Origin of the sequence: Streptomyces phaeochromogenes, from assembly GCF_001418655.1 — a bacterium.
Lineage (GTDB): Bacteria > Actinomycetota > Actinomycetes > Streptomycetales > Streptomycetaceae > Streptomyces > Streptomyces phaeochromogenes.
This window is the reverse complement of sequence record NZ_LIQZ01000303.1, coordinates 16,420-42,506: the sequence shown is the minus strand read 5'-3', so window position 1 is coordinate 42,506 and position 26,087 is coordinate 16,420. Positions and strand designations below refer to the sequence as shown.

Annotated in this window: 19 protein-coding genes and 2 pseudogenes; 15 read left to right on the top strand and 6 right to left on the bottom strand. The window is 68.6% G+C overall.

Features of this window, described 5'->3' with window-relative positions:
* Positions 1 to 41: 41 nt before the first annotated feature.
* The 13 genes and pseudogenes from AOK17_RS34260 to AOK17_RS34200 all read left to right on the top strand — a co-directional run bounded on the left by AOK17_RS34260 (position 42) and on the right by AOK17_RS34200 (position 15,311).
* Entirely contained in the window at positions 42 to 977 is a 936-nt protein-coding gene (locus AOK17_RS34260) for a carbohydrate ABC transporter permease (RefSeq protein ID WP_055616478.1), read from the top strand.
* Positions 974 to 1,876 carry a carbohydrate ABC transporter permease gene (locus AOK17_RS34255; protein ID WP_055616477.1) on the top strand — a complete coding sequence of 301 codons (903 nt, stop codon included), beginning with the start codon at positions 974 to 976 and terminating at the stop codon, positions 1,874 to 1,876. The genes AOK17_RS34260 and AOK17_RS34255 overlap by 4 nt, the downstream gene beginning before the upstream one ends.
* Positions 1,873 to 3,207 carry a pectate lyase family protein gene (locus AOK17_RS34250; protein WP_055616476.1) on the top strand — a complete coding sequence of 445 codons (1,335 nt, stop codon included), beginning with the start codon at positions 1,873 to 1,875 and terminating at the stop codon, positions 3,205 to 3,207. Before AOK17_RS34255 ends, AOK17_RS34250 begins: the two co-directional genes overlap by 4 nt.
* 80 nt (positions 3,208 to 3,287) lie before the next feature.
* Positions 3,288 to 4,475 (top strand): Gfo/Idh/MocA family protein, encoded by a 1,188-nt coding sequence (locus AOK17_RS34245; RefSeq protein WP_107102571.1) that lies wholly within the window; start codon positions 3,288 to 3,290, stop codon positions 4,473 to 4,475.
* Positions 4,475 to 5,317, top strand: coding sequence for a DUF6807 domain-containing protein (locus AOK17_RS34240; RefSeq protein ID WP_055616475.1), 843 nt, complete (start codon positions 4,475 to 4,477; stop codon positions 5,315 to 5,317). Before AOK17_RS34245 ends, AOK17_RS34240 begins: the two co-directional genes overlap by 1 nt.
* Entirely contained in the window at positions 5,314 to 6,864 is a 1,551-nt protein-coding gene (locus AOK17_RS34235; protein WP_055616474.1) for a glycoside hydrolase family 43 protein, read from the top strand. Before AOK17_RS34240 ends, AOK17_RS34235 begins: the two co-directional genes overlap by 4 nt.
* 68 nt (positions 6,865 to 6,932) lie before the next feature.
* A pseudogene (locus tag AOK17_RS34230) lies at positions 6,933 to 7,994 on the top strand (pectate lyase family protein); the annotation flags it as partial.
* A gap of 119 nt (positions 7,995 to 8,113) precedes the next feature.
* Positions 8,114 to 9,475: an ABC transporter substrate-binding protein gene (locus AOK17_RS34225; protein ID WP_055616496.1), complete on the top strand. Its 1,362-nt coding sequence runs from the start codon at positions 8,114 to 8,116 to the stop codon at positions 9,473 to 9,475.
* 152 nt (positions 9,476 to 9,627) lie between these two features.
* Positions 9,628 to 10,437 carry a rhamnogalacturonan acetylesterase gene (locus AOK17_RS34220; RefSeq protein ID WP_055616495.1) on the top strand — a complete coding sequence of 270 codons (810 nt, stop codon included), beginning with the start codon at positions 9,628 to 9,630 and terminating at the stop codon, positions 10,435 to 10,437.
* A gap of 137 nt (positions 10,438 to 10,574) precedes the next feature.
* A complete protein-coding gene (locus AOK17_RS34215) occupies positions 10,575 to 11,918 on the top strand; it encodes a pectate lyase family protein (RefSeq protein ID WP_055616472.1) in 1,344 nt (447 codons plus the stop codon).
* 2 nt (positions 11,919 to 11,920) lie between these two features.
* On the top strand, positions 11,921 to 13,033 hold the full coding sequence (locus AOK17_RS34210; protein WP_055616471.1) for a pectinesterase family protein: 1,113 nt from the start codon (positions 11,921 to 11,923) through the stop codon (positions 13,031 to 13,033).
* Position 13,034: 1 nt separating this feature from the next.
* Positions 13,035 to 14,069, top strand: a complete 1,035-nt coding sequence (locus AOK17_RS34205; RefSeq protein WP_055616470.1) for a pectinesterase family protein — start codon at positions 13,035 to 13,037, stop codon at positions 14,067 to 14,069.
* 129 nt (positions 14,070 to 14,198) lie between these two features.
* A complete protein-coding gene (locus tag AOK17_RS34200; RefSeq protein WP_055616469.1) occupies positions 14,199 to 15,311 on the top strand; it encodes a right-handed parallel beta-helix repeat-containing protein in 1,113 nt (370 codons plus the stop codon).
* A 21-nt stretch (positions 15,312 to 15,332) separates the two neighbouring features.
* On the opposite strand, the gene AOK17_RS34195 is transcribed toward AOK17_RS34200, so the two are convergent.
* Positions 15,333 to 17,570 carry a glycoside hydrolase family 43 protein gene (locus AOK17_RS34195; protein WP_055616468.1) on the bottom strand — a complete coding sequence of 746 codons (2,238 nt, stop codon included), beginning with the start codon at positions 17,568 to 17,570 and terminating at the stop codon, positions 15,333 to 15,335.
* Positions 17,571 to 17,814: 244 nt separating this feature from the next.
* Between AOK17_RS34195 and AOK17_RS34190 the strand changes: the two are divergent.
* Positions 17,815 to 18,654 (top strand): annotated as a pseudogene (locus AOK17_RS34190) (right-handed parallel beta-helix repeat-containing protein); the annotation flags it as partial.
* Positions 18,655 to 18,686: 32 nt separating this feature from the next.
* Here the strand turns inward: AOK17_RS34190 and AOK17_RS34185 are convergent.
* From AOK17_RS34185 to AOK17_RS34170, 4 genes are all read right to left on the bottom strand, one after another.
* Positions 18,687 to 20,366, bottom strand: coding sequence for a rhamnogalacturonan lyase B N-terminal domain-containing protein (locus AOK17_RS34185; protein WP_055616467.1), 1,680 nt, complete (start codon positions 20,364 to 20,366; stop codon positions 18,687 to 18,689).
* Between the two features lie 22 nt (positions 20,367 to 20,388).
* Positions 20,389 to 21,231, bottom strand: a complete 843-nt coding sequence (locus tag AOK17_RS34180) for a pectate lyase (protein ID WP_055616466.1) — start codon at positions 21,229 to 21,231, stop codon at positions 20,389 to 20,391.
* Between the two features lie 130 nt (positions 21,232 to 21,361).
* The gene (locus tag AOK17_RS34175) at positions 21,362 to 22,204 is read right to left on the bottom strand and encodes a hypothetical protein (protein WP_055616465.1); all 843 of its coding nucleotides are present in this window, start codon (positions 22,202 to 22,204) and stop codon (positions 21,362 to 21,364) included.
* Positions 22,201 to 22,767 (bottom strand): SigE family RNA polymerase sigma factor, encoded by a 567-nt coding sequence (locus AOK17_RS34170; RefSeq protein WP_055616464.1) that lies wholly within the window; start codon positions 22,765 to 22,767, stop codon positions 22,201 to 22,203. The genes AOK17_RS34175 and AOK17_RS34170 overlap by 4 nt, the downstream gene beginning before the upstream one ends.
* 272 nt (positions 22,768 to 23,039) lie before the next feature.
* On the opposite strand from AOK17_RS34170, the gene AOK17_RS34165 reads away from it, so the two are divergent.
* Positions 23,040 to 24,491 carry an NCS2 family permease gene (locus AOK17_RS34165; RefSeq protein ID WP_055616463.1) on the top strand — a complete coding sequence of 484 codons (1,452 nt, stop codon included), beginning with the start codon at positions 23,040 to 23,042 and terminating at the stop codon, positions 24,489 to 24,491.
* 133 nt (positions 24,492 to 24,624) lie between these two features.
* Here AOK17_RS34165 and AOK17_RS34160 read toward each other — a convergent pair whose 3' ends face one another.
* Positions 24,625 to 26,076 (bottom strand): peptidoglycan D,D-transpeptidase FtsI family protein, encoded by a 1,452-nt coding sequence (locus AOK17_RS34160; protein ID WP_055616462.1) that lies wholly within the window; start codon positions 26,074 to 26,076, stop codon positions 24,625 to 24,627.
* Positions 26,077 to 26,087 lie beyond the last annotated feature (11 nt).

Sequence of the window (26,087 nt, the reverse complement as noted above, 5' to 3'; positions counted from 1 at the left end):
GCACAGCACCACCCGCACACCCCCGAGAACGGAGAACAGTCATGGCCCAAGCCGCAGCCGTGGCGAAAAAGCCCGCGCCACCCCGGCGGCGCCGTGGCTCAGCGACGCCCCGCAGGCTCCCGTATCTGCTGATCGCCCCGGCGGGCCTGCTGATGCTGGGCTTCATCGCCTACCCGGTGCTCAGCGTCTTCTACTACAGCCTGCAGAACTACAACCCCACCAAGCCGTGGCGGAACGGCTTCGCGGGCTTCGACAACTTCGTGCACGCCTTCACCGAGGACCCGCAGTTCTGGGACACGCTGGTCTTCAGCGCCAAGTGGGTCGTCGTCGAGGTCGGGCTGCAGCTGCTGTTCGGTCTGGCGCTCGCGCTGATCGTCAACCAGACCTTCGTGGGCCGCTCGCTGGGCCGCGCCCTGGTCTTCTCGCCCTGGGCCGTGTCCGGCGTACTCACCTCCGCGATCTGGGTGCTCCTCTACAACTCCCAGACGGGCATCACTCGTTACCTCGCCGACATGGGCATCGGGGACTACGGCACGAGCTGGCTCTCCGACACCTCAACCGTCTTTCCGGCGGCGGTGGTCGCCGACCTCTGGCGAGGCGTTCCGTTCTTCGCGATCCTCATCCTCGCCGACCTCCAGTCCGTCTCGAAGGACCTGTACGAGGCCGCCGAGGTCGACGGCGCCAGCCGCTTCAGGCAGTTCGTGCACATCACGCTGCCGCACCTCAAGGACGCCATCATCCTCTCCACGCTGCTGCGCGCGGTCTGGGAGTTCAACAACGTCGACCTGCTCTACACCCTCACCGGCGGCGGACCCGCGGGCGAGACGACGACACTCCCGCTCTACATCGCCAACACCAGCGTCGACGCACACAACTTCGGCTACGCCTCGGCCCTGACCACGGTCGCGTTCGTGATCCTGCTCTTCTTCTCGATGGTCTATCTGCGGCTGAGCAAGTTCGGAGGCGGGGACAAGTGATCACCAAGGACATCGACACCGTCGTTCCGGCCGTGCCCGCACCGGTGGCCGACGAGCCGCCGCAGCGCCCGGGAAAGCGCAGGCGCGCCTGGGACGAGGCCCCGCGCTGGCAGATCTACGTCCCGCTCGGCATCTACCTGCTCTTCACGCTCATCCCCTTCTACTGGATCCTGCTCTTCGCCCTGCGCAAGCCCGGCTCGACCTCGCTCGTGCCCTGGCCCATGACCTTCGAGCACTTCGAGAAGGTGTGGAACGAGCGCAGCTTCGGCACGTACTTCGAGAACAGCGTCTACGTCGGCGTCGCCACGCTCTTCATGACCACGCTCGTCGCACTGGCCGGCGGCTACGCCCTCGCCCGCTTCGACTTCAAGATCAAGCGCGCCTTCATGCTGGCGCTGCTCTGCTCCCAGTTCGTGCCGGGCGCGCTGCTCCTGGTGCCGCTGTTCCAGATCTTCGCCGAGCTCCAGATGATCAACTCGCTGGGCAGCGTCATCATCGCCGAGACCGTCTTCCAGCTGCCGCTGTCGATGATCCTGATCAGCGGCTTCATCCGGAACGTGCCGTACTCGCTGGAAGAGGCCGCCTGGGTCGACGGCTGCAACCGCTTCACGGGCTTCCGGGTCGTCGTCCTGCCGCTGCTGCGCCCCGGGTTGATCGCAGTCGGTTCCTTCGCCTTCGTGCACTCCTGGAACCACTTCCTGTTCGCCCTGATGTTCCTCAGCAACCAGGACAAGCAGACGATCCCCGTCGGCCTCAACAGCCTGATGAGCGCCGACAGCGTCGACCTCGGCGCACTCGCCGCCGGCGGCATCATCGCGGCCGTGCCCGTCGTGATCGTCTTCGCCTTCATCCAGAAGTGGCTGATCACGGGCTTCAGCGCCGGGGCGGTGAAGGGATGAGACCTGTACGCACCTTCCTGCCGCGCACGACAAGAGGGCGCCGCGTCCTCCAAGTCACCCTTGCCTGCGGACTGTTGGCCGCACTGGGGGCACCGGCGAACGCCGAGTCGCGGGACATCGGCCGCGACACCCTGCCCGCGAACGACGGCTGGGCCGCCGCCGACGGAGGTACCACGGGGGGTTCCTCCGCAGACGACGCCCACGTCTTCACCGTACGGAACCGGGCCGAGCTGGTCCGCGCCCTCGACGGCGGCAGCGCGACCCCGAAGATCATCAAGATCGCGGGGACGATCGACGCCAACACCGACGACTCCGGGAAGCGGCTGGACTGCGACGACTACGCGACCGACGGCTACGGTCTGAAGAAGTACCTGGCCGCGTACGACCCGCGCACCTGGGGCGCCGCCAAGCCGTCCGGTCCGCAGGAGGAGGCCCGCCAGGCCTCGGCGGCGGCCCAGGCTTCCCGTGTGGAGCTGACCGTCGGCTCGAACACCACCATCGTCGGGCTCGGCGACAGCGCTGTACTCAAGGGCGCGAGCCTCCAGGTCCGCGACGCCGACAACGTCATCGTCCGCAACCTCGAACTCCGGGACGCCTACGACTGCTTCCCCGTCTGGCAGCCCAACACCGGCGGCCTCGGCGACTGGAAGACCGCGTACGACACGCTGTGGCTGCGCGGCGCCACCCATGTGTGGATCGACCACGTCACGGCGTCCGACAAGGGCCACCCCGACGAGGACGAGCCGACCTACTTCGGCCGCAACTACCTTCGCCACGACGGCCTGTTGGACATCACCAACGCCTCCGACCTGGTGACCGTCTCCTGGAGCCGGTTCGCCGACCACGACAAGGCGATGCTGATCGGCAACGGCGACACGGCCACCGGCGACCGGGGCAAGCTGCGTGTCACCCTGCACCACAACGAGTTCGAGTCCGTCGTCCAGCGCGCCCCGCGCGTCCGCTTCGGGCAGGTGCACGTCTACAACAACCGGTACGTCGTCCCGGCCGACGCCCACGACTACCGCTACTCGCTCGGCGTCTCCACCGAGTCGGCGGTCTACGCCGAGAACAACGCGTTCACCACGCCGGGCCACATCGAGGTCGCCGACCTGGTGAAGAGCTGGAACGGCACGGCCCTGCACCAGTCGGGCACGCTCTTCAACGGCTTCCCCGTCGATCTGCTCGCCATCTACAACGCCTACAACTCCGGCAGCGAACGCGACCTGACCGCCGACGTCGGCTGGACGCCCGCCCTGCACGGCACGGTCGACGGCGCCGCGAAGGCCGACCGCGACGTCGAGCGCGGCGCGGGAGCGGGGAGGGTCCGATGAACGCCGCCACCGGCCCGACGAGCACCGCCACAGGCCAGATGAGCACCGCCACCGGTCCCGGAACCGCTTCGATAGGGCCCATGAACTCTTCCTCAGGGTCCCTGCCCTCGCACGAGTCGCCCCTCCCCGTCGTCCTCGCGGGCGCCCGCGGTCACGGCCACTGGCACCTCGCCAACATCCGCCGCCTCCAGGACAAGGGCCTGGTCCGCCTCGCCGGGATCTGCGAGCTGACCCCGCTCACCGAGGCGGAGTTGGACGGCTTCACCGCGCCGGGTGAACTCCCGGAGCAGTCCGCCGACTTCGGCGCCCTGCTGGACTCCACGGGTGCCGCGATCGCCGTGATCTGCACGCCGATCCCCACCCACACCGACCTCGCGCTGACGGCCGCGGCCAGGGGCGTACACGTCCTGCTGGAGAAGCCGCCCGCGCCCTCGTACGCCGAGTTCCGGCGCATGGCCGACGGGGTCGCCGCGGCCGGGGTGGTCTGCCAGATCGGCTTCCAGTCGCTGGGCTCGCAGGCCGTGCCCGCGATCCGGGAGCTGATCGCGCAGGGCGCGATCGGCCGGGTGGACGGCATCGGCGGGGCCGGGGCCTGGGCGCGCGCCGAGGAGTACTACCGCCGCGCGCCCTGGGCCGGGCGGCGCCGGATGAACGGGGCCGACGTCATCGACGGGGTGCTGACCAACCCCCTCGCGCACGCCGTCGCCACCGCCCTCGCGCTCGACGGCGCCACCCGCGCCGAGGACGTCACCCGCATCGAGACCGAGCTGCTGCGCGCCAACGACATCGAGTCCGACGACACCTCCTGCGTCCGTGTCACCACTACGGCCGGCCACCGGATCACTGTCGCCGCGACCCTGTGCGCCGAGCACCCCGACGAGCCGTACGTCCTCGTGCACGGCACCAGCGGTCGGATCACCTTCTGGTACAAGCAGGACCGCGTCCTCGTCCAGCGGTCGGGACACGGCCCGCAGGAGATCACGTACGGCAGGACCGACCTGCTGGAGAACCTCGTCGAGCACCTCGAAGGCCGGGCCGACCTGCTGGTCGCGCCGGACTCGACGGGCGCCTTCATGAAGGTCGTTGAAGCGATTCGACAGGCGCCGGACCCCGTCGCGCTGCCCGCCGACGCCTGGTACCTGAAGGCCGACGAGAACCGCCGGATCGTGCACGGAGTCGACGGACTCGTCACGGCCGCCGCCGACACCCTCGCCCTCTACTCCGAGCTGGGCGCCTCGTGGGCGCTCCCGAAAGAGGTGAGTACCTGATGAACAACGAGTCGCTGGTCCTGCGTGTCGCTGGCCGCCCGGTCGGCCGTTACGTCACCCGGCCCGAGCTGCCGCCGAAGCTGTCGCCGCGTCCGTACTTCCACCCCGTCACCACCCTGGCCGGCACGGCTGTCACGGAGCTCAGCCCCGTCGACCACATCCACCACCTCGGCGTCGGTGTCGCCGTTCCCGACGTCGAGGGGTTCAACTTCTGGGGCGGTCGCACGTACGTACGCGACCAGGGGCCGACCGAGCTGGACAACCACGGGGCCCAGCGGCACTCCACGTTCCAGCTGAGCGACCCGGACGGCTTCGTGGAGGAGCTGCGCTGGGTCGCGGCGGGCGGTGAGCTGCTGCGCGAGCGGCGTACGGCCGCGGCGACCGAACTCACCGACACCGCCTGGGCGTTGGACTTCACGTTCTCGCTCACCAACACGACCGCCGGGCCCCTGTCGATCGGCAGCCCGGCGACCAACGGCAGACCGGGAGCGGCCTACGGCGGCTTTTTCTGGCGGGCCCGCAAGGAGGCCGACGCGCCCGCGGTGTTCACGGCCGGCACCGAGGGCGAGGAGACCGTGCACGGCGTACGCGCCGACTGGCTGGCGCTCGTGGGCGCCAACTGGACGCTGGTGTTCGCCGGGGCCACCGAGCAGACCCGCCGCGACCCGTGGTTCGTGCGCACCGCCGAGTACCCGGGCGTCGGCTCCTCCCTCGCCCACCAGGAACGGCTGCCGATCCCGGCCGGGGAGACCGTCGTACGCCGGGTCGTCACCGTCGTCGCCGACGGCCGCCTCGACCGGGGCGAGGCCGCGGCCCTCGTCCGCAAGGCGGTGAGCCCATGAGCGGCCAGAGCGCACCCGCCTTCACCGCCGACCTCGGCGACGGCACGTACCGCAACCCGGTCCTGAACGCCGACTGGTCCGACCCCGACCTCATCCGCGTCGGCGACGACTACTACCTGACGGCCTCCAGCTTCGGCCGGGTCCCGGGCCTGCCGCTGCTGCACTCCCGCGACCTCGTCAACTGGACGCTCGTCGGCCATGCTTTACAACTCCTCGAACCGGCGCGGGAGTTCAGGAAGCCACGGCACGACCGCGGTGTCTGGGCACCGTCGTTGCGCCACCACGACGACCGCTTCTGGCTCTTCTGGGGCGACCCCGACCACGGCATCTACCAGGTCAACGCCCCAGAGATACGCGGCCCTTGGACCCGCCCTCACCTCGTCAAGGCGGGCAAGGGGCTCATCGACGCCTGCCCCCTGTGGGACGAGGAGACCGGCGAGGCGTACCTCGTGCACGCCTGGGCCAAGTCGCGCTCCGGCGTCAAGAACCGGCTCACCGGCCACCGGATGCGTCCCGACGCGACCGGCCTGCTCGACGACGGCAAGGTGATCGTCGACGGCGACCGCATACCCGGCTGGTTCACGCTCGAAGGGCCGAAGCTGTACCGGCACGACGGCTGGTTCTGGATCTTCGCCCCGGCCGGCGGCGTCCAGACCGGCTGGCAGGGCGCGCTGCGTTCCCGCGACTTCTTCGGACCGTACGAGGAGAGGGTCGTCCTGGAGCAGGGCGACACCGACGTCAACGGCCCCCACCAGGGCGGCTGGGTGACCACCCCGTCCGGCGAGCACTGGTTCGCGCACTTCCAGGAGAAGGGCGCGTACGGGAGGGTCGTCCACCTCCAGCCGATGCGCTGGGGCACGGACGGCTGGCCGGTCCTCGGGGACGAGGGCGCCCCCGTCGCCGTACACCGCAAGCCCGACCTGCCGCGGCAGCCGCTGTCGGCGCCCGCCACCGACGACGACTTCCCCGGCGGGCGGTTCGGACGGCAGTGGCAGTGGACCGCCAACCCGCAGGACGGCTGGGCGACCCAGCACTCGGGCGACGGGCTGCGGCTGGCCTGCGTACGGACGGTCGACGCGCAGGATCTGCGCAAGTTACCGAACGTACTCACCCAGCGGCTGCCCGGGACCCCGTGCACCGTCGAGGTCGGGCTGCGGCTCGACGCCGAGGAACCGGGCGCGCGGGCCGGACTCGCCGTACTGGGCGACGCGTTCAGCTGGATCGGGCTCGAACGGGGGGCCGACGGGACGGTCCACCTCGTGCACCGGTTCGCCGAGTCGGTCGCCGAGCGGGAGAGGGACGCCGCTCATCCCCGGCTCGCGCCCGAGGGACGGGTGCGGCTGCGGATCGAGGCCGGCGCCGGGGCACGCTGCCGCTTCTCGTACGACCTCGGGACCGGCTGGGAGCACTCCGGCCAGGTCTTCGCCGCCACCCCCTGGCGCTGGGTCGGCGCCCTGCTCGGCCTTGTCGCACTCGCGCCGAACGGCGGGGGACACGCCGGGGCGGCCACGTTCACGCAGTTCCGCATCACCGCGCCACCCGCCTGATCGCTGTCACCGCTCCACCTGCCTGACCGCTTCAAGTCATCACCGTTGTAAGCCTGTTGGGAGCCGCAATGACGCACTTCCGTAGCAGCAAGCGCTTGCCCGTACCGGGGCCAGGGCTTGGCCCCGGCCGGGTCCTGATCACGGTCACCGCCCTGGTGGCCGCACTGGGGCTCGGGGTCGTCGCCCCGGCCGAGGCGGTGTCCGAGAGTGCCGGCCGGACCGCCGAGGCCCACGGTTTCGCGTCCCTGGAGGGCGGTACGACGGGAGGCGCCGGCGGCAAGGTCGTCACCGTGACCACCCAGGCCGACCTGGAGCGCTACGCGGCGGCCGAGGAGCCGTACGTCATCAGGGTCGCCGGGACTATCAAGGTCGAGCCGTTCGGCGCGAACGTCGTCGTGGCCTCGGACAAGACCATCATCGGCGTCGGCACGGCCGGGGAACTCGTCCAGGGCGAGCTGCACCTCACGCCCGGCACCCACAACGTGGTCATCCGCAACCTGACGATCCGTGACTCGTACGTCGAGGGCAACTGGGACTGCAAGGACACCGACTTCGACGGCATCCAGATGGACACCGTCCACCACGTCTGGGTCGACCACAACCGCTTCTCGCGGATCTGCGACGGGCAGCTCGACATCCGCAAGGACAGCGAGTACGTCACCGTCTCGTACAACCGCTTCGAGAACAACAACAAGACCTTCGGCATCGGCTGGACGCCGAACGTGAAGACGCAGATCACCATCGACCACAACTGGTTCCGCGGCACGAAGCAGCGCAACCCGTCGGCGGACAACTGCGCCTACGCACACCTCTACAACAACTACATGACCGCCCAGGCGGACCCCGGCGACCCCGTATGGACGTACGGCAACTGGTCGCGCGGCAAGACAAAGATGGTCATCGAGAACAGCTACTACCAGGACGTCCAGCACCCCTATCAGGCCGACACCACGGCCGAGTTGGTGCAGCACGGGTCGATCCTGAAGAACACCAGCGGACGGCAGGAGACGTGGGGCACGGCCTTCGACCCGCGGGACTTCTACGACTACCGGCTCGACCCGGCGGCGGCCGTTCCCGCGCTCGTGTCCAAGTTCTCCGGTCCGCAGAAGCGACTCGGTGCCCACACCGTCGCAGACCGTTCCGCCGCCGGGACCGGCAACCGGGCGCCCCGCGCCCGCCATTGACCCCCACAGCTTCACAACGTCACAGCGACACAACCCTCGTTGGATCCAGAAGAAGAGAGCCGATGATGAAGACCAGCATTCACAGGAGCAGCAGAGGCGGGCGCCGCTCGGTAGCCGCCGTCGCCCTGAGCGCGGTGCTCGCGCTGACCGCCACCGCCTGCGGTGACGACGGCAGCGGGTCGGCCGGTGACAAGGGTGCCGACGGCAGCGGCAAGGGCGAGATCGTCTTCTGGGACAACAACGGCGGTATCCGGACCGAGGTCTGGAAGAAGATCATCGCCGACTTCGAGAAGGCGAACCCGGACATCGACGTCAAGTACGTCGGGATCGCCGCCACCGAGTACCAGTCCAAGGTCGACACCGCCCTCCAGGGCGGCGGGCTGCCGGACGTCGGCGGTGTCGGCGCTGCGATGCTCGCCGGGTTCGCCGCCCAGAACGCGCTGGAGCCGCTGGACGACCGCCTCGGCAAGTCCTCCCTCAACGGCAAGCTCAACGAGGACATGGTCAAGTCGCTGAAGGCCGCCGGTGGCCGGGACGACACGCTGTACTCGATCCCGACCTCCGCCAACAACGGCGTCCTCTATTACCGCACCGACCTGTTCAAGCAGGCGGGCCTGGACGAGCCGACCACCTGGGAAAACTTCTACGAGGCCGCCGACAAGCTCACCGACAAGGGCAAGAACGAGTTCGGCTACACCATCCGCGGTGGCGCCGGCTCCATCGCCCAGGCCCTCGACGCGATGTACGGCCAGTCCGGCATCACGTCCTTCTGGGACGCCGGCAACGAGAAGACCACGGTCAACGACCCGAAGAACGTGGCGGCCCTGGAGAAGTACGTGGGCCTCTTCAAGAAGGTCACTCCGGCCGCCGACCTCAACAACGACTTCACCAAGATGGTCGCCCAGTGGGACTCCGGAACGATCGGAATGCTGAACCACAACCTGGGCTCCTACCAGGACCATGTGAAGGCGCTCGGCGTCGACAAGTTCCGCGGTATTCCGCAGCCGGTCGGACCCGGTGGCAAGCGGGTCCAGGTCTCCAACCCCGTTGACGGGCTGGGCATGTTCAAGAGCTCCAAGAACAAGGACGCCGCCTGGAAGTTCATCGACTTCGCCACCTCGAAGGCGGAGAACTCCATGTTCAACGAGGCCGCTGGGCAGGTGCCGTCGAACAACGACGCCGCGAAGGACGCGTGGGTTTCGAAGGCCGAGCCCACGAAGCTTGCCGCCGAGGCGCTGAGTGACGGGTCCACGACCATCGTTCAGCTGCCGTACTACCTGCCCGACTGGAACACCATTTCCAAGACGGACAACGAGCCGGCGTTCCAGAAGGTCATGAACGGGTCCATGAGCGCCAAGGACTTCCTGAACACCCTGGCCGATCAGCTCAACGAGGCTCAGACGGAGTGGAACGAGCAGAAGGGGTAGCCCTTCTGCTCGTTCCTTCGCAGGGGTCGATCGTGGGGTGCTGCGGGGCCGTTGTGCTGGTCGCGCAGTTCCCCGCGCCCCTGATGGGGCGCGATTTGGGCGCCACCTCCTGCACCAACCGCAGCTTTTCCATGTCCGAAAGGCACATCGTCGTGTCACTCACCCGCAGACAGGTCACCACCGCGGCGCTTGCCGCCGTTCCCCTCGCCGTCGCGGCGACGGGGCCCGCTGCCGCCGCCTCCCCGCAGGGGCGGCCCCACGGACGCACGCGCACTCTCTATATCGCCGGTGATTCCACCGCCGCCCAGAAATACGCCGATGCCGCGCCCGAGACCGGTTGGGGCATGGCCCTTCCGTTCTTTCTGCGGGAGCCGTTGGCTGTCGCCAACCATGCTGTGAACGGGCGTAGTTCGAAGAGTTTCATCGACGAAGGACGTCTCGACGTCGTTCTCGCCGCGATCCGGCCCGGTGATCTCCTTCTCGTCCAGTTCGGGCACAACGACTCCAAGGTCGCCGATCCCACGCGGTACACCGAGCCGTGGACGACGTATCAGGACTGTCTCCGTCAGTACGTCGACGGGGCACGGGCGCGGGGGGCGCGGCCGGTGCTGGCCACGTCCGTGGAGCGGCGGAAGTTCGACGCCGACGGGAATGCCGTGGGGACCCATGGCGACTATCCCGCGGCCGTTCGGGCCCTCTCCCAGGAGGAGGGGGTGGCGTTGCTCGATATTCAGGCGCTGTCGATTGCCCTCTGGCAGCGGCTCGGTGTCGAGGAGACCAAGAAGTACTTCAACTGGACCGATGTCGAGCAGGACAACACGCATTTCAATCCGCCGGGGGCCATTGCTGTGGCTCGGATGGTGGCGGGGGAGTTGCTGCGTCGGCGGGTTCTGGCTCGTCGGGATGTTCGGCGGCTTGACGAAGTGATTCCTGAGTCGTGGATCAGTTGGCCTGAGTCGTAGTGCCGCAGCCGAAGGTTCGTTTGTAGCCGTCCGTCCGTTGTGGCTGGTCGCGCCCACGCGGCGGAGCCGCAAATCGATACAGCCCCGCGCCCCTAAAAACGTAGGCCCTCCCCCTGTTTGGAAGGAACCCCGCACTCATGCGTACCCGTATGTGGCATGCCCATGTCATGACATCCTTTGTTGGATGCACCGCCCTCGTCCTCGGTGTCACCGGGACCGTCGCCCATGCCCAGGCCGCCGAAGCCCCTCAGGCCGCTCAGGGTCGTGACCTCGGGCGCGAGACCCTCGCCGTCGGTGACGGCTGGGGGTCCGAGGGGACCGGCACCACGGGCGGTGCCGCCGCCACCGCCGAGCACGTCTACACCGTCACCAACTGGGCAGAGTTCAAGGCCGCGTTGAAGGCCGGTGGGGACGCGCCGAAGATCATCAAGGTCAAGGGGGTCATCGATCCGGTGGCCGAGGGGTGTGCTTCCTTCGCGGCGCCGGGGTACGACTTCGACGCGTATCTGGAGAAGTACTCGCCGGAGAACTGGGGGCTCGACAAGGACCTGTCCGGGGAGCCCGCCGACAGCCCGGAGGGCCTGCGGGCCGCCTCCGCCGCCAGCCAGGACAAGGCGATCAAGGCGAACGTGCCGGCCAACACCACGATCGTCGGGGTCGGCAAGAACGCCGGGATCAGAGGCGGCAGCCTGCAGATCAAGGGCGTCGACAACGTCATCCTGCGCAACCTCACCATCGAGGCCCCGCTGGACTGCTTCCCGCAGTGGGACCCGACCGACACCGACACCGGTGCCTGGAACTCCGAGTACGACGCGGTCGTCGTCTACGGCTCCACCCATGTGTGGGTCGACCACAACACCCTGACCGACGGCCGCTACCCGGACAGCACCCTGCCGACGTACTACGGCCAGACCTACCAGCAGCACGACGGTCTGCTCGACGTCGTGCGCGGCGCCAACTACGTGACGGTGTCCTGGAATTCGGTCGAGGACCACGACAAGACGATGCTGATCGGCAACAGCGACAGCGCCGGCTCGACCGACACCGGCAAGCTCAAGGTCACGCTCCACCACAACCGCTTCGAGGGCATCGTCGAGCGTGCCCCGCGCGTGCGATTCGGGCAGGTCGACGCGTACAACAACCACTTCGTGGTGGCGAAGGGGCAGTCGTACGGATACACCTTCGGCATCGGCGCCTCCTCGCAGCTGTACGCCTCGGACAACGCGTTCTCGCTGCCCGCCGGTGTCAGCGCCGCCAAGACCCTGAAGAAGTGGAACGAGGCGCCGCTCACCGCCGAGAACAACTACGTCAACGGGAAGTTGACCGATCTCATCGCCGTCCACAACGCGGAGATCCCGGGGGAGACCCTCCAGTCGGGGGCCGGGTGGACCCCGACCCTGCGGACGAAGGTCGACTCGCCGCGGGCCGTGCCCGGCATCGTCGGCGGCCGTGCCGGTGCGGGTGCCGGAAAGGTCTGCTGACCATGACCCTTCCGGTACCGGTCAGTAGACGGTCGTTCGTCGTCGCGAGTGTGGGAGCCGCGCTCGCGCTGGGGGTCTCCTCCCAGGCCCAGGCGCGTGGGCGGGCCCCCTTCGGGCGGTACGGTTCGCCGTCGGCCCGGTTGGACGAGCGCACCCTGTACGTCCACCCCGGCGGCCTCGGCGACCACACCACCGTCCAGGCCGCCGTGAACGCCGCGAGCGGCAGCGGGTACACGCTCGTCATCGCCCCGGGTACGTACCGTGAGACGACCGCCGTGAGTGCCGCCCGTACGGAGATGACCTGGATCGGGGCCTCCGGCGAGGCGCGGGACGTCGTGGTCGTGTACGACAACGCGGCCGGTACTCCGAAGCCCGGCGGTGGCACGTACGGTACGACCGGGTCGGCGACCACCCTCGTGCAGGCCGACGGGTTCACCGCGCGGGACCTCACCTTCGCCAACGACTGGCTGCGCGCCGAGCACCCCGGGATCAGCGGCACCCAGGCCGTCGCCATCAAGGTGCAGGGCGACCGGTCGGTGTTCCTGCGCTGCCGGTTCCTCGGCCACCAGGACACCCTGTACGCCGACTCGATGGCGCTCGGCACCTTCGCCCGGCAGTACTACCGGGACTGTTACGCCGAGGGTGACGTGGACTTCGTGTTCGGGCGGGCCACGGCCGTCTACGAGAACTGCCACTTCCGGACGCTGACCAGGGACGACCTGACCAGCGCCCCGTACGGGTTCGTGTTCGCGCCTTCCACCGCGGGCGTCAACCCGCGTGGCTACCTGGTGACCGGTGGCCGGATCTCCAGCGAGGCACCGGACGCCTACTACAAGCTGGCCCGCCCATGGGTGCCCAGCTCCGACACCACCGCACGGCCCATGCTCACCGTGCGCGGGACCCGTATGAGCGCTGGCATCGACGCCGTGGCGCCCTACACCAACATGTCGTCGGGCTTCCCGTGGCAGGACCAGCGGTTCGCCGAGTACCGGAACACGGGACCTGGTGCCGTGGTCTCCGTGCCGGAGAACCGGCCCCAGCTCACCTCTGCGGAGGCCCGGTCGCACACCCGGGAGGCCTACCTCGGCGACTGGACCCCGTGGAAGGGGTGCTGACATGCGCCGGCGCACACTGCTCACCGGGATCGCCGGTGGCCTGGTGGCCGTCGGCACGACCCCCGCCTTCGCGGAGGCCCGCCGCCGCGTCCTGCACGTCCGCCCCGGCGGCTCCGTCCAGGACGCGGTGGACGCCGTGGAGGGGGAGGGCTGGACGATCGTCGTGCACCCGGGTACGTATCGCGAGGTCGTCAACATCCCTGCGGAGAAAGGGGAGTTGACGCTTCGCGGTGCGGCCCGCGATCCGCGGGCCGCCGTGGTCGTCTTCGACAACGCCAACGGCACCCCCAGGCCCGGCGGCGGCACCTACGGCACCGCGGGCTCCGCCACCCTCACCTCGGCGGCGCCCGGCCTGACCGTGCGGGACCTCACCCTGGCCAACGACTGGCTGCGCGCCGACCACCCCGACATCACGGGCACCCAGGCCGTGGCGGCGTACGTCACCGGGGACCGGTCGCACTTCGAGCGCGTGCGGTTCCTCGGTCACCAGGACACGCTGTTCGCGGACACCACCGCGCTCGACGCCTTCGACCGGCAGTACTACCGGGACTGCTATGCCGAGGGTGACGTGGACTTCGTGTTCGGGCGGGCACGGGCGGTCTTCGAGCGGTGCCATTTCCACACGCTCGACCGGGAGGTGGACTTCAGGCCCGAGGGCATGGTGTTCGCCCCGGCCACGGCCCGCGCGAATCCGTACGGCTTCCTCGCCGAGCGGTGCCGGATCACCTCGGGTGCCGAGGACGCCGCGTACAGGATCGCCCGGCCGTGGGTGCCCTCGTACGAGACGACCGCCTGGCCCTCGCTCGTCGTGCGGGACACCTGGCTGGGGCCCGGCATCGACGCCGTGGAGCCCTACATCAACATGCGCGAGGCGTATCCGTGGCAGACCATGCGCTTCCGCGAGCACGCCAACTCCGGTCCTGGCGCAGTGATTTCGGTGCCGGAGAACCGGCCGCAGCTCACGGAGGCGGAGGCGCGATCGCACACCCGGGAGGCGTATCTCGGGGACTGGAGGCCTTATGAGTGCCGGTCCTGAGTGGCCCCCCGGCATGAGTGCCGGTCCTGAGTAGCCCCTGGCCCCAGCAGGACGGGGTTCCCGCATGGCTGAACCCCGCCCTGTGACCTGCAATCTCCCCACACCACTCGACGAAAGGTCCCCACACCCATGTCCCGTCGAACCGCTCTGTCCTTAGGCGCAGTTCTCGCCCTCGGTGCCGGACTCGCCGTGATCCCCACCCAGGCCCACGCCGCCACCGTGGTCGTCAGCAACTCCACCGACCTGTCCAACGCCATCAAGAACGCCACCGCGGGCACCACGATCCAGGTGCGCGCCGGCACCTACTACCCGACGGCGACCCTCCAGTCGACCGCCAACGGCACGTCGTCCAGCCGTATCTACCTCCAGCCGTACGGCTCCGAGACCGTGAAGATCGACGGCTCGAACCTTCCCGACGGGGACTGGATCTTCAAGCTGACCGCCGACTACTGGACCGTCTCGGGGATCACCTTCCAGAACTCCCCGGACAGCGCGGTCGTCTGCCAGTCCTGCGCCTCGACCGTCTGGGACAACATCAAGACGATCAACGGCGGTGACTCCGGCTTCACGCTCACCGGGGACAGCACCACCAACAACACCGTCCGGAACATCGACAGTTACGGCCACTACGACGCCGCCACCCACGGCGAGAACGCGGACGGCATCGCCATCAAGTTCGGCTCGGGCAGCGGCAACCTCGTCACCGGGGCGCGCCTCTACAACAACTCGGACGACGGACTGGACTTCTGGTCGTTCTCGTCGCCGGTCACCGTCGAGCACACCTGGGCCATGGGCAACGGAAAGAACCGGTGGTCGGACTCGGCGTTCGCGGGTGACGGCAACGGCTACAAGCTCGGTGGCGACGGCGAGGTCGTCGCCCATGTCGTCAACAACTCCGCGGCCTGGGACAACGCGGGCAACGGCTTCACCGAGAACAGCAACAAGGGCGCCATCGTCATCAACCGCACCACCGCCTACGCCAACGCCAAGTGGGGCTACTACTTCGCCACCGGCGCCGCCAGGCTCGGCAAGAACCTGGCGGTGAGCAACAGCGGCGGCTCGGTGAGCAAGGGCGCGTCGGTCGTCTCGTCCGGCAACAACTGGGACTCGGGCATCTCGACGCCCGCCTTCCGGTCCACCAGCGCGACGACCACGTACAACGCCCGCCAGTCGAACGGCGCGCTGCCCGTGACCACGTTCCTGACCACGGGCAGCACCACCATCGGCGCGACGATGGACTGAGACCGACCGGGACTGCGCCTCTCAGTCCCTTCGTACCGGCCTGATCGACTCCAGGGTCGGCACCACCGGCAGAATCGTGCCGTCGGCCGCGAACTTCATGCGATCGATGGTCGTCTCCCTGTGTGTGCCGTCCCCGCCGGCCAGCCCCGGCCCGTTCAGGCCGAACCGGTGGTAGACCATGTACCAGTCGTCCGTGCCGGGCGCGTTGACCACCGAGTGGTGGCCCGTGGCGAGGATGCCGTACTCCGGCCGCTTGGACAGGATCGTGCCCTGCTTGGTCCACGGGCCGAGCGGGGACGGGCCGGTCGCGTAGGCGACGTGGTAGTTCTCGCTGCGGGTGTCGTCCTCGGACCACATGAAGTAGTACGTGCCCTTGCGCTTGACCACGAAGGACCCCTCCCGGAAGTTGTCCGGGGTGATGTCCTGGATCTTCGACGCGTCGAACGACACCATGTCGTCGTTCAGCGGGACGACGTACCCGTGGCCGTTGCCCCAGTAGAGGTACGACGTCCCGTCGTCGTCCGTGAAGACCGCCGGGTCGATCATCTGGCCCTGCAGCGAACCGCCCTTCGCCACCAGGGGTTTGCCGAGGGCGTCCTTGAACGGGCCGGCGGGGGAGTCGGCCACGGCCACGCCGATCTGCTGCTCGGCGCAGAAGTAGAAGTAGTACTTGCCGTCGCGCTCGGCGATCGCGGGCGCCCAGGCATTCTTGTCCGCCCAGGACACATCAGGACCCAGGTCGAGGATCTCGCCGTGGTCCTTCCAGTGGACCAGATCCTTCGAGGAGAAGGCCTTGAACTTCGTGCCGCTCCAGCCGGGGAAGCCGTCGGTGGTCGGGTAGATCCAGTAACGGCCGTCCAGGTACTGGATGTCGGGGTCCGCGTACAGCCCCGGCAGGACCGGGCTGCGGGTGGGCACGGCCTCGACGGTCCAGGTGCGGGTCGTGCCGTCGGCCGCCGTCACCTGGTACTTCTGCGGCTTGCGGAAGTCGCGGCGCGTGCCGGACGCCGGGCTCACCGTGGCGCCCTCGCCGAGCCAGAGTTTCGGCGCGATCCGCGAGAGGTTCTCGCCCGGCTTCATCGGCAGCACGACCTTCGAGGCCGCCTCGGTGACGATCGCGTACCCCTTCTGGTCCTTCACCGTCGCGTCCACGACCGAGGTGCCGTCGGCTGGATAGGCGGCGAGCAGCCGGTCGTACTCCGCCTGCGTGACGGGCATGACCGTGCCGTGCCGCGGGCTCGCGGGCAGCTGGTAGTTCTCCGACATCGTCCACCGGCCCGAGTCGAGATCGGTCGTCTCGAAGGGCACGTAGCCGCGACCGCCGTACTCGTCGATGAACAGGTACCACTTCTCCTCGGTGTTGGACTTGAAGACCGTCGGCCCCTCACCGCGGTCGATCGAGCCACTGCCGATGCAGTCCGACACGAAGTCGTACGAGGTGTCCGTGAGGGAGGTCGACTTCTCCGCGGTGATGAACTTCGAGCAGGGGCTGGAGGACGTGGGGTCCCGCTCGTCCTTGGTGTATCGGTAGTAAGTGCCCTTGTTCTTCACGACGGTCGAGTCGATCACCGAGTAGCCGGGGTCGTCCCAGACCTTCGGCTCGCTGAAGGTACGGAAGTCCTTCGTCGTCGCGTACATCATCTTGTTGTACGTGGAGCCGGTGTGGTCCGGGTCGTCGTCGGCGTACAGCTTGGACGCCCAGAAGACGACGAACTCGCCGAGCTTGTCGTCCCAATAGGCCTCCGGCGCCCAGGTGTTGCCCGCGCTGTCGGGGGAGACCCTCACCAGGCGCTGGTCGGTCCAGTGGACCAGGTCGGTGGACTCCCAGACCATGATGGACCTGCTGCCGTGGCGCTGGACGTCGTCCCAACTGCCGCTGGAGTTCTGGTACATGCGCAGATCGGTCGCGATCATGAAGAACTTGTCGCCCTTGGGGGAGCGGATCACGAACGGGTCGCGCAGGCCCTTCTCGCCGGTCGTGGACGTGAGGACCGGCTTGCCGCTGTTCAACTCCCGCCAGTGCAGCGGGTCGTTGCCGCGGCTGAGGGCGTAGCGGATCTGCTCACCGTCCGCCGTGCCCTCGCCGGTGAAGTAGGCGAAGAGATAGCCGGCGTACTTCTGTTTGGTCACGTGAGGTGCTCCGGATGGGGCTTCGGGCGGGGCCTGGGGCTGGGCCGCCGGGCTCGGTGGGGCGGCGAGCAGGCTCAGGAGGAGGGCGAGGAGGGGGATCAGGAGCGTTCGCACGGTGCGGGGGCGCATGACACATCCTGTGGGGGTCTGGTGGATTCTGTTGGGATGGACTGCCCTCGGAGTGTCACCAGTGGCGGACGGGGCCGTCAATCGGTGGAAGCGGCCCCGGGGCGAGCGAAAGTTTCGATTCGTTTCGCGCTGGCCCGGCAACCTTTTGAGGGCAGGCGGCGACCAGGGATCAGAGGCGGGGCCGAGTAAAGAAAGCGGCCCCGGCCCCGCCTCTCTCCCCGTTCCCCAGGAAAGGAACGTCCCCGTGCGTCTCGGCACCGGACGGCACCGCAGGACCGGCACCCTCTCCGTCGCCACGGCGGTGGTCGTCGCCTCCGGGGCGGGAGGCGTCTACCTCGGCCTCGCGCCCGACGGGGCGAGCGCCGCCGGCACGACGGTGACCGTGTCGACCTCGGCGCAGCTGGAGTCCGCCGTCAGGAACGCCACGGCAGGCACCACCATCGAGGTGCGCGGCGGCACGTACTATCCGACGCGGACCCTCAAGTCGGCCGCGAACGGCACGAGTTCGGCCCGGATCACGCTCCGGGCGCACGACGGCGAGAAGGTACGGATCGACGGGGCGAAGCTGACCGCCGGATCCCCGCTCGCCGGTATCGACGGCGACCACTGGACCGTCCAGGACATCACCTGGCAGAACTCGCCGGCCCTCGGCTTCGTCGCCACCTCGTCCGTCGGCGGCGTCTTCAAGAACCTGGTCACCGCGGACAACGGCGACTCCGGATTCACACTGCGCGGGGACGGTACGACGGACAACCTCGTCCAGAACCTGCGCAGTTACGGCAACTACGACGCGGCGGGGCACGGCCGGAACGCGGATGGCATCGGGGTGAAGTTCGGTTCCGGCACGGGCAACAGGATCATCGGAGCCCGGCTCTACGACAACTCCGACGACGGCCTGGACCTCTGGCAGTTCTCCAGCCCGGTCACCGTGGAGCACTCGGTGGCGTACGGGAACGGGAAGAACCGCTGGAAGGACCGTGCCTTCGAAGGCGGCGGCCACGGGTTCGAACTCGGCGGAGGAGGCGCTTCGGTCGCTCATGTCCTCGACGACAACGAGGCCCACGGCAACAGCTCCGCCGGGTTCTACGTCCCTGGCGCGCGAGACGGGCTCTGAGTTCAGGACAGCAGGTCCAAGCAGTCGAAGGACGTGCCCGGACTCAGGAATGCCGAGCCCGTCGATCCGCTGACCACGTTCAGCTTGAGGACGTTGTACTGACTCGTGTCCGACTTCCAGGCGGTCGCCGGGATGTTGTAGGTGAACGTGTGGTTGTTGCCCCGGTACGAGCCCGTGGTGAGGGACCGTGTCGAGGGCTGTGACGGAGCGGCCGGGATCGCCGACACCCAGTCGTTGACCGTCACGCGCGGGCGGCCGTTGATGTACGCGGTCGTCACCCCGACGCGCAGGGTGTGCGCGGCTGCCGCCTGCGTGGCCGTCAGCTTGAAGTAGACGAGGATGCCGTCGTTGACGTCCTTCCAGATGTAGCAGGGGAAGGACGCGGCCTCGCCGCCGCTGCCGATGGTGACGTTGCCCGTCCACTTCGAGGCACGGCCGTCGGACGGATGCGCGTACGTCATCAGGTCGGCGTTCTTGAACTCGCCGGGCGTGCCGTCCCAGTCGCCGAGCCGCCAGATGGTGCCCGCGGTGCTCGGGTCACCGCTGATCGTGATGCTGTTGAGGGCCGTCGTACCGCCCGCCGTGACCGTCACCTCCCGGGTGTGGACGGCGAGTTCGCCCTTGTGGACCATCAGTGTGTACGTGCCCGGGAGCATCCCCGGGCACGAGAAGGCACCCGTGCCGGCGGCGGCCTTCGCCCAGTACTGGGCCGCGGAGTTGGCGAAGCCCACGGTGTACGCGTACTCCGCGTCCATGCCCTTGAGGCCGACGCCCGCCACCTTGCCGCGCCCCGCCTTGCCCACCCAGCCGGTGATGCCCAGACCGTCCACCCAGGACGTGTCGAGGTTGGCGTGGAACAGCGAGGAGGAGGGCGCGCCGCCGTCCGTGAAGCTCAGCACGTACGGGCCCTGCAGCCCGTACCGCTCGGGCTCCGTCTGCGACTGGTTGTAGTGCAGGATCTCGTACAGAGCCGCGCTGGTGGAGTTGGTGTGCCGCAGGAGCGAACGGTAGAACGGGCCGCCGGAGGCCTTCTCGTGGTTGGAACGCACCAGCCACAGCGCGGCCGAACCGGTCGTGAAGCCGATGTGCTCGTAGTCCATGACGCGCTTGCCCGAGTAGTGCTTGGAGTGCGTCGTGCCGTCCGAGCGGGAGAAGACGTCCGAGGCCTCGATGGTCGTGTCGGACGAAGTCCAGGCGTCGGCACCCGAGTTGGGGAAGATGCCGGGCTTGATCCGGACGATGAACCGGGTCGCCGTGAAGGACGAGTCCGCCTTGTCGGTCCACAGGTAGACGTTGTTCTGGCCGCTGCGGGCCGCTATCCACTGGGTGATCGATCCGTGGGCGACCTTCACCAGGATCGTCGTGCCGACCTGCTTGATGGTGACGGTGGACGCGCCGAGCCCGGTCTCGACATGCGAGTGCTTGCCCTCGAAGCCCTCGTACTCCTTGCCCTTGTAGACCAGCGAGTTGAGGTCGCCGGTCGACTTGGACACCTTGAGGACGAGTGAGGCGCCCGTGTCGATCACGTAGTTGGAGCCGTCGTCCGTGTACCCGAACGTCGCGGCCGACGCCGAGGACAACAGCCCGGTGCCGGTCACGACGGCCGCGCCGGTGCCGGCCACGCCCACGGCGGACGAGGCGAGCAGCCGACGACGGGTGAGGTGCTTCTTGTGCGTGCTCAAGTGCGGAGCTCCTGGTCGTACGTCACTGGTAGGTGAGGTCGGAGGTGGTGTAGTTGCAGTGCGTGCCGTCGGGCCCCGAGCCGTTCGTCGGCGGCTCGGCACCGGTGTTGTTGCCGATGTACTTCTGGCACGGGACGATCTTCTTGCCGCTGTCGCCGATGATCGTGATGCCCCGAAGGGCCGCGGTGTCGCCGTAGTTGGTGTTGATGCCGACCAGCCGCGAACCGGGCGCGGTCACCTCGATGGTGTTGAAGATCGAGGTGCGCTTGTACTGCGTCGAGCAGTTGCCGCAGGAGCGGTACAGGGTCTTGAAGTCCTGGGCGGCGAACTTGGAGACGACGAGCTTGCCGCCGCCGTTGTGCTGGAAGACCTTGTCCGCGGCCTTCTTCGCACCACCGCCGTACACGGTGTAGGTGGCCGAGTTGCCGCCCCGGAAGGTGGCCGCGTCCTCGCCGACGTCCTCCCACCAGACGTTCTGCAGATTGCAGCTGCCCTGGCAGTGGATGCCGTCGGCGCCGGGCTTGCCGATGATGACGTTCTTCAGCGTCGCGCCGTCGGCGAGCCGGAAGATCGGGTCCTGGCCCTCCTCCTGGCCGTCACCGGCCAGATCGCCGCTGCCGTAGTAGCGCTTCATACCGCCGTCCCGGGTCCCCGACACGGGGATCGTCGCGGAGACGGCCTCGCTGCCGTTGGCGGTCGGCCAGGTGGTGGCGGCGCTCGCCGACGACGACATCATCGTGCTGGTGACGATGGCGGCCCCGGTCAGGGCGAACGCGGAGAGCCCGCCGACGACGGCACGCCTCCGGCCGGCCCTGCGACGGTGACGGTGACGTGCAGGGCGTTCCGGTTCCACGCGTGAAGTCATGTCCCGGTTCCTTCAGGTGGGGGGAGAGTGACCTTGCGTCTCCTGGTCGCCACCCGGAGGGCGGGGGTTGCCGCCCGGCGGAACTTTTTTACGAGTCGTCGTCTACGCGCCGTCGTTTACGGGTCGCTGTCTACGAGTCGCCGTCGTCGTCGGACGCGTCGCGCGCGAAGTCGCCCGCCACGCCCAGCTGTTGGTCCCCGGCCTGCGCGCCGACCGCGTACGTGTCGTCACCGGCGTCGCGCCCGCCGCGGTCGTGGTCGTACTGGCCCGCGAACACCCACTCGCCCGGCCACACCGTGCGGCCCGACTTGAGCACCCACGTGTAGACGAGGAAGCCGTCCTTCTCGGCGACCGTCACCGTGAAGTCGTCCTCGGGCGCCGAGCGCCAGGCACCCGCCGACGTGACCCCGCCGGTCTGCTTGACCTTCAACACGACGGTGAGCGCGGTGAGTTGCTTGCTCGTCTTCAGGGTCACATTGCTCTGCGCCCAGAACTCGTTGCTGTGCGGGTCGACCGAGCCGTCCGACCACAGCGGGCCGTCCTCGTCGTCCGCCTTCGCGGGCGGGTCGACCGGAGCGGTCCGAGTCGGCCCGGCCGTCGGGGAGTTCGGCGTGCTCGGCCTGTCCGGCGGGGGCGACGACTTGACCGGGTCCGGCGGGACCGGGGCACGGCTCGTCGCCTCCGGCGAGGGGTCGGGGGTGGGCGAGACCGCGACCGTCTGGTCGGCCGCCTTGTCGTCCTTCACCGCGGACGCGACCGCGTAGCCGCCCACCGCGAGCACACCGGCGGCGGCAGCCGTGGCACCGACGACACGGAACCAGCCGAGCGGGGACGACCTCGGTGAGGGGTACCGGGCACTCTCCGTGCCGGCCATGCCGCGTTCGACACGGGCCAGGATGCGCGCGCGGTCGGGCTCATGCGCCTCGGCCGCGTCCCGCAGCGTGGCGCGCAGCTCCTCGTGCACGTCCTTCATCGTTCCCTCCCTTCGGCTCCGGTGGCACGCAGTACCGCCGCGTGCATCCGCCGCGGAGCCTCCTGGGACCCCAGCAAGCGCTGCAGCTCCGCCATCCCCTTCGACGTCTGGCTCTTCACCGTACCGACCGAGATTCCGAGGGCGAGCGCGGTGTCCTTCTCCGAGAGGTCGAAAGCATGCCGCAGAACCACGCACGCCCGCTTGCGGAACGGCAGTCTGCGCAGGGCCTCCTGGACATCGACCATGCCCGGTATGTCGGGGTTTTCGGTCTTGTCCTCGCGCTGCGACCAGAACAGCGTGATCCGTCTGCGCTCACGCACCGCGCTGCGGATCCGGCTCCTGGCCAGATTGGCGACCACGCCACGCGCGTACGCCACCGGGTGGTCCGCCGCGCGCACCCGGTCCCAGCGGTGCCACAGCGCGAGCAGCGCGTCCGCCGCGAGATCGTCGGCGGCGTCCGACTCGCCGGTCAACAGATGGGCCAGGCGGGCCAGTTCGGCGTAGTGGCGCTCGAAGAAATCGTGGAACTCCACGGAGGCGGCGTCGTCGACGACAGTGCCCACGGGCGACCTCTCCCTGTCGGTTCCTGCGCGGTTCGCCTGACGGCTCTCACGGGGGTACGTGCGTATACGGCCCCTGCGTTGCGGGTGTGAAGGAACGGTGTCCTGTGGGGCGAGATCCGAGAGAGTATCAGGCGCTCGTACAGCGCTTCGAACATCGTATGGCGGGCCGAACTCGATTCCGTAACACGGGGAAAACCTGAAAACGGTTCAACGAGGGAACAATCCAGCCAGCATCCGCACTCTGAACACGCAGGTAACGAGGAGCATCCGCCATGTCCGAAACTGAGAAGGTGGCAGACCGGCCGAGCGTCGGACCACCCCCGGCGAACAGCGTCGACCGGTACTTCAAGATCTCCGCCAGGGGCTCCACCTTCGCCCGTGAGGTACGCGGCGGCTTCGCCACGTTCTTCACGATGGCCTACATCCTTGTCCTGAACCCCATCATCCTGGGAAGCGCCAAGGACAAGTTCGGTGACCAGCTCGACACCGTCCAGCTGGTCACCGCCACCGCACTGGTGGCCGCCGTGATGACGATCATCATGGGCGTCGGCGGCAACCTGCCGCTCGCGCTCGCCGCCGGGCTCGGCCTCAACGCCGTCGTGGCCTTCCAGATCGCCCCGCTGATGAGCTGGGACGACGCGATGGGCCTGATCGTCCTTGAGGGCCTGCTGATCTGTGTCCTGGTGGTGACGGGTCTGCGCGAGGCCGTCATGCACGCGATACCGCAGCCGCTCAAGCAGGCGATCAGCGTCGGCATCGGCCTGTTCATCGCCTTCATCGGCTTCGTCGACGCCGGGTTCGTCACCCGCATACCCGACGTCGCGAACACCACGGTCCCGGTGCAGCTCGGCGGCACCGGCGCGCTGGCCGGCTGGCCGGTCCTCGTCTTCTGCCTCGGCGTGCTGCTGACCATCGGACTGCTCGCCCGCAAGGTCAAGGGCGCGATCCTGATCAGCATCGTGACCATGACGATCGTCGCGATCATCATCAACGAGATCGCGGACATCAAGAGCTGGGGCCTGACCACACCGAAGATCCCCGACGACATCGTGGCCTCGCCCGACTTCGGGCTGCTCGGCGACTTCAGCCTGTTCGGCGCCTTCGGTGAGGCCAGCGTGATCACCGTCGTGCTGCTGGTCTTCACGCTGATCCTGTCGGACTTCTTCGACACCATGGGCACGGTCGTCGGCATCAGCGCCGAGGCCGGACTCCTGGACGAGGAGGGCAAGGTCCCCAACCTCGGCCGAGTCCTGCTCATCGACGGCGCCGCGGCGGTCGCGGGCGGCGCGGCCTCCGCCTCCTCCTCGACCTCGTACATCGAGTCGGCGGCGGGCGTCGGCGAGGGTGCGCGCACGGGCTTCGCGAACCTGGTCACCGGCGGGCTCTTCGCCCTCGCCCTGTTCATGACCCCGCTGCTGACGATCGTCCCGCTCCAGGCGGCGGCGCCCGCGCTCGTCGCGGTCGGCTTCCTGATGATGACCCAGGTCAAGCACATCGACTGGGACCGCTACGAGATTGCCATCCCGGCGTTCCTGACGATCGCCGTGATGCCCTTCACCTACTCGATCACCAACGGCATCGGCGCGGGCTTCCTCGCCTACGTCCTGATCAAGACGGTCCTCGGCAAGGCGAAGGAGGTCCACTGGCTGCTGTGGGGAACGTCGGTGCTGTTCCTGATCTACTTCGCGATCGACCCGATCGAGCAGATCCTGGGCGTGAAGTAACGGTCACCCCAACGACTGCGCAGTTCCCCGCGCCCCTGATAAGGGGCGCGGGGAACTGCGCAGTCTTTTAGGGGCGCGGGGAACGGCGCGGCCAGCCTCCACCGGCCCGCAGCCGACCAACCGACCGGAACCGTCAGTCCTGAAGCGCGGCCCGCATCATCGCCTTCGCAACAGGCGCGGCCAGACCATTGCCGCTGACCTCAGACCGTGCCGCATCCGACTGCTCGACCAGCACAGCCACAGCAACTTCCTTGCCGCTGGAGTCGTCCTTCGCATAGGACGTGAACCACGCGTACGGCGTCTTGCTGTTGTTCTCGCCGTGCTGAGCCGTACCGGTCTTGCCGCCCACCGTCGCCCCGGAGATCTGCGCGTTCGTCCCCGTGCCCTCCTCGACGACCGTCTGCATCGCCGACTGCAACTGCTCGGCCGTGGACGAGCTGACGATCTCCTTCGAGTCCGTCGAGTCGTCGTAGTTCTCCAGCACGTTGCCGTCCGAGTCGCTGATCTGCGACACCATGTGCGGCGAGACCAGCTTCCCGCCGTTGGCGATGGTGGCCGACACCATGGCCATCTGCAACGGCGTCGCGGTCACGTCGAACTGGCCGATGCCCGTCAGCGCGGTGGACGACTTCTCCATGTCCGACGGATACACGCTCTCGTACGCCCGCACGGGCACGTCCTGCGACTTGTCGTTGAAGCCGAACTTCTCGGCCATCGCCTTCAGCTTGTCCTGGCCCAGGTCGACGGCCATCTTCGCGAAGACGTTGTTGCACGAGTACTGGAGGGCGACCCGGATCGTCGCGTTCTCACAGGGCGCGGACTTGCTCTCGTTCGCCAGGACCCTGGTCGTGCCCGGCAGCGTGTACGGGTTCTCGCTGTCGGTCTTCGTGTCCACCGAGGAGTACAGGCCGTCCTCCAGCGCGGCGGCCGCGACGACCAGCTTGAACGTCGAGCCCGGCGGCAGCGGCTGGCGCAGCGCCCGGTTCGTCATCGGCTTCTCGGGGTCCTTCGTCAGCTTCGTCCACGCGTCGGAGTCGCCGGCGCTGATCACCGAGGGGTCGTACGACGGGGTGGACACGACGCCGAGGATCTTGCCCGTCTTCGGGTCGATCGCGACGGCAGCGCCCTTCTTGTCGCCGAGCGCCTCGTACGCCGCCTTCTGCACGGCCGGGTCGATCGTGGTGACCACGTCACCCGGGTCGGCGCGCTTGCCGGTGACCGTGTCGAGGGGGTTCTTCAGGCGGTTGTCCGTGCCGTCGAGCAGGTCCTGGTAGATGCCCTCCAGCTGCGTCGCCCCGAACACCTGCGAGCTGTAGCCCGTGACCGCCGAGTAGAGGCTGCCGTCGGTGTACGTGCGCTTGTACTTGAGGTCGCCGCCCTTCGTCTGCGCGGAACCGGTGATCGCGTCCCCGGCCACGATGATGTTCCCGAGCGGGTACGCGTACTGCTCGATCGCGTTCCGTCGGTTGTCCTTGCTGTCCGCGAGCGCCTGGCCTTCGTAGAACTGCACCCAGGTCGCCCGGACAAGCAGGGCGAGGACGAGCAGCAGGGTGAAGACGGAGGCGCGCCTGATCGTTTTGTTCATCCCATATGGAC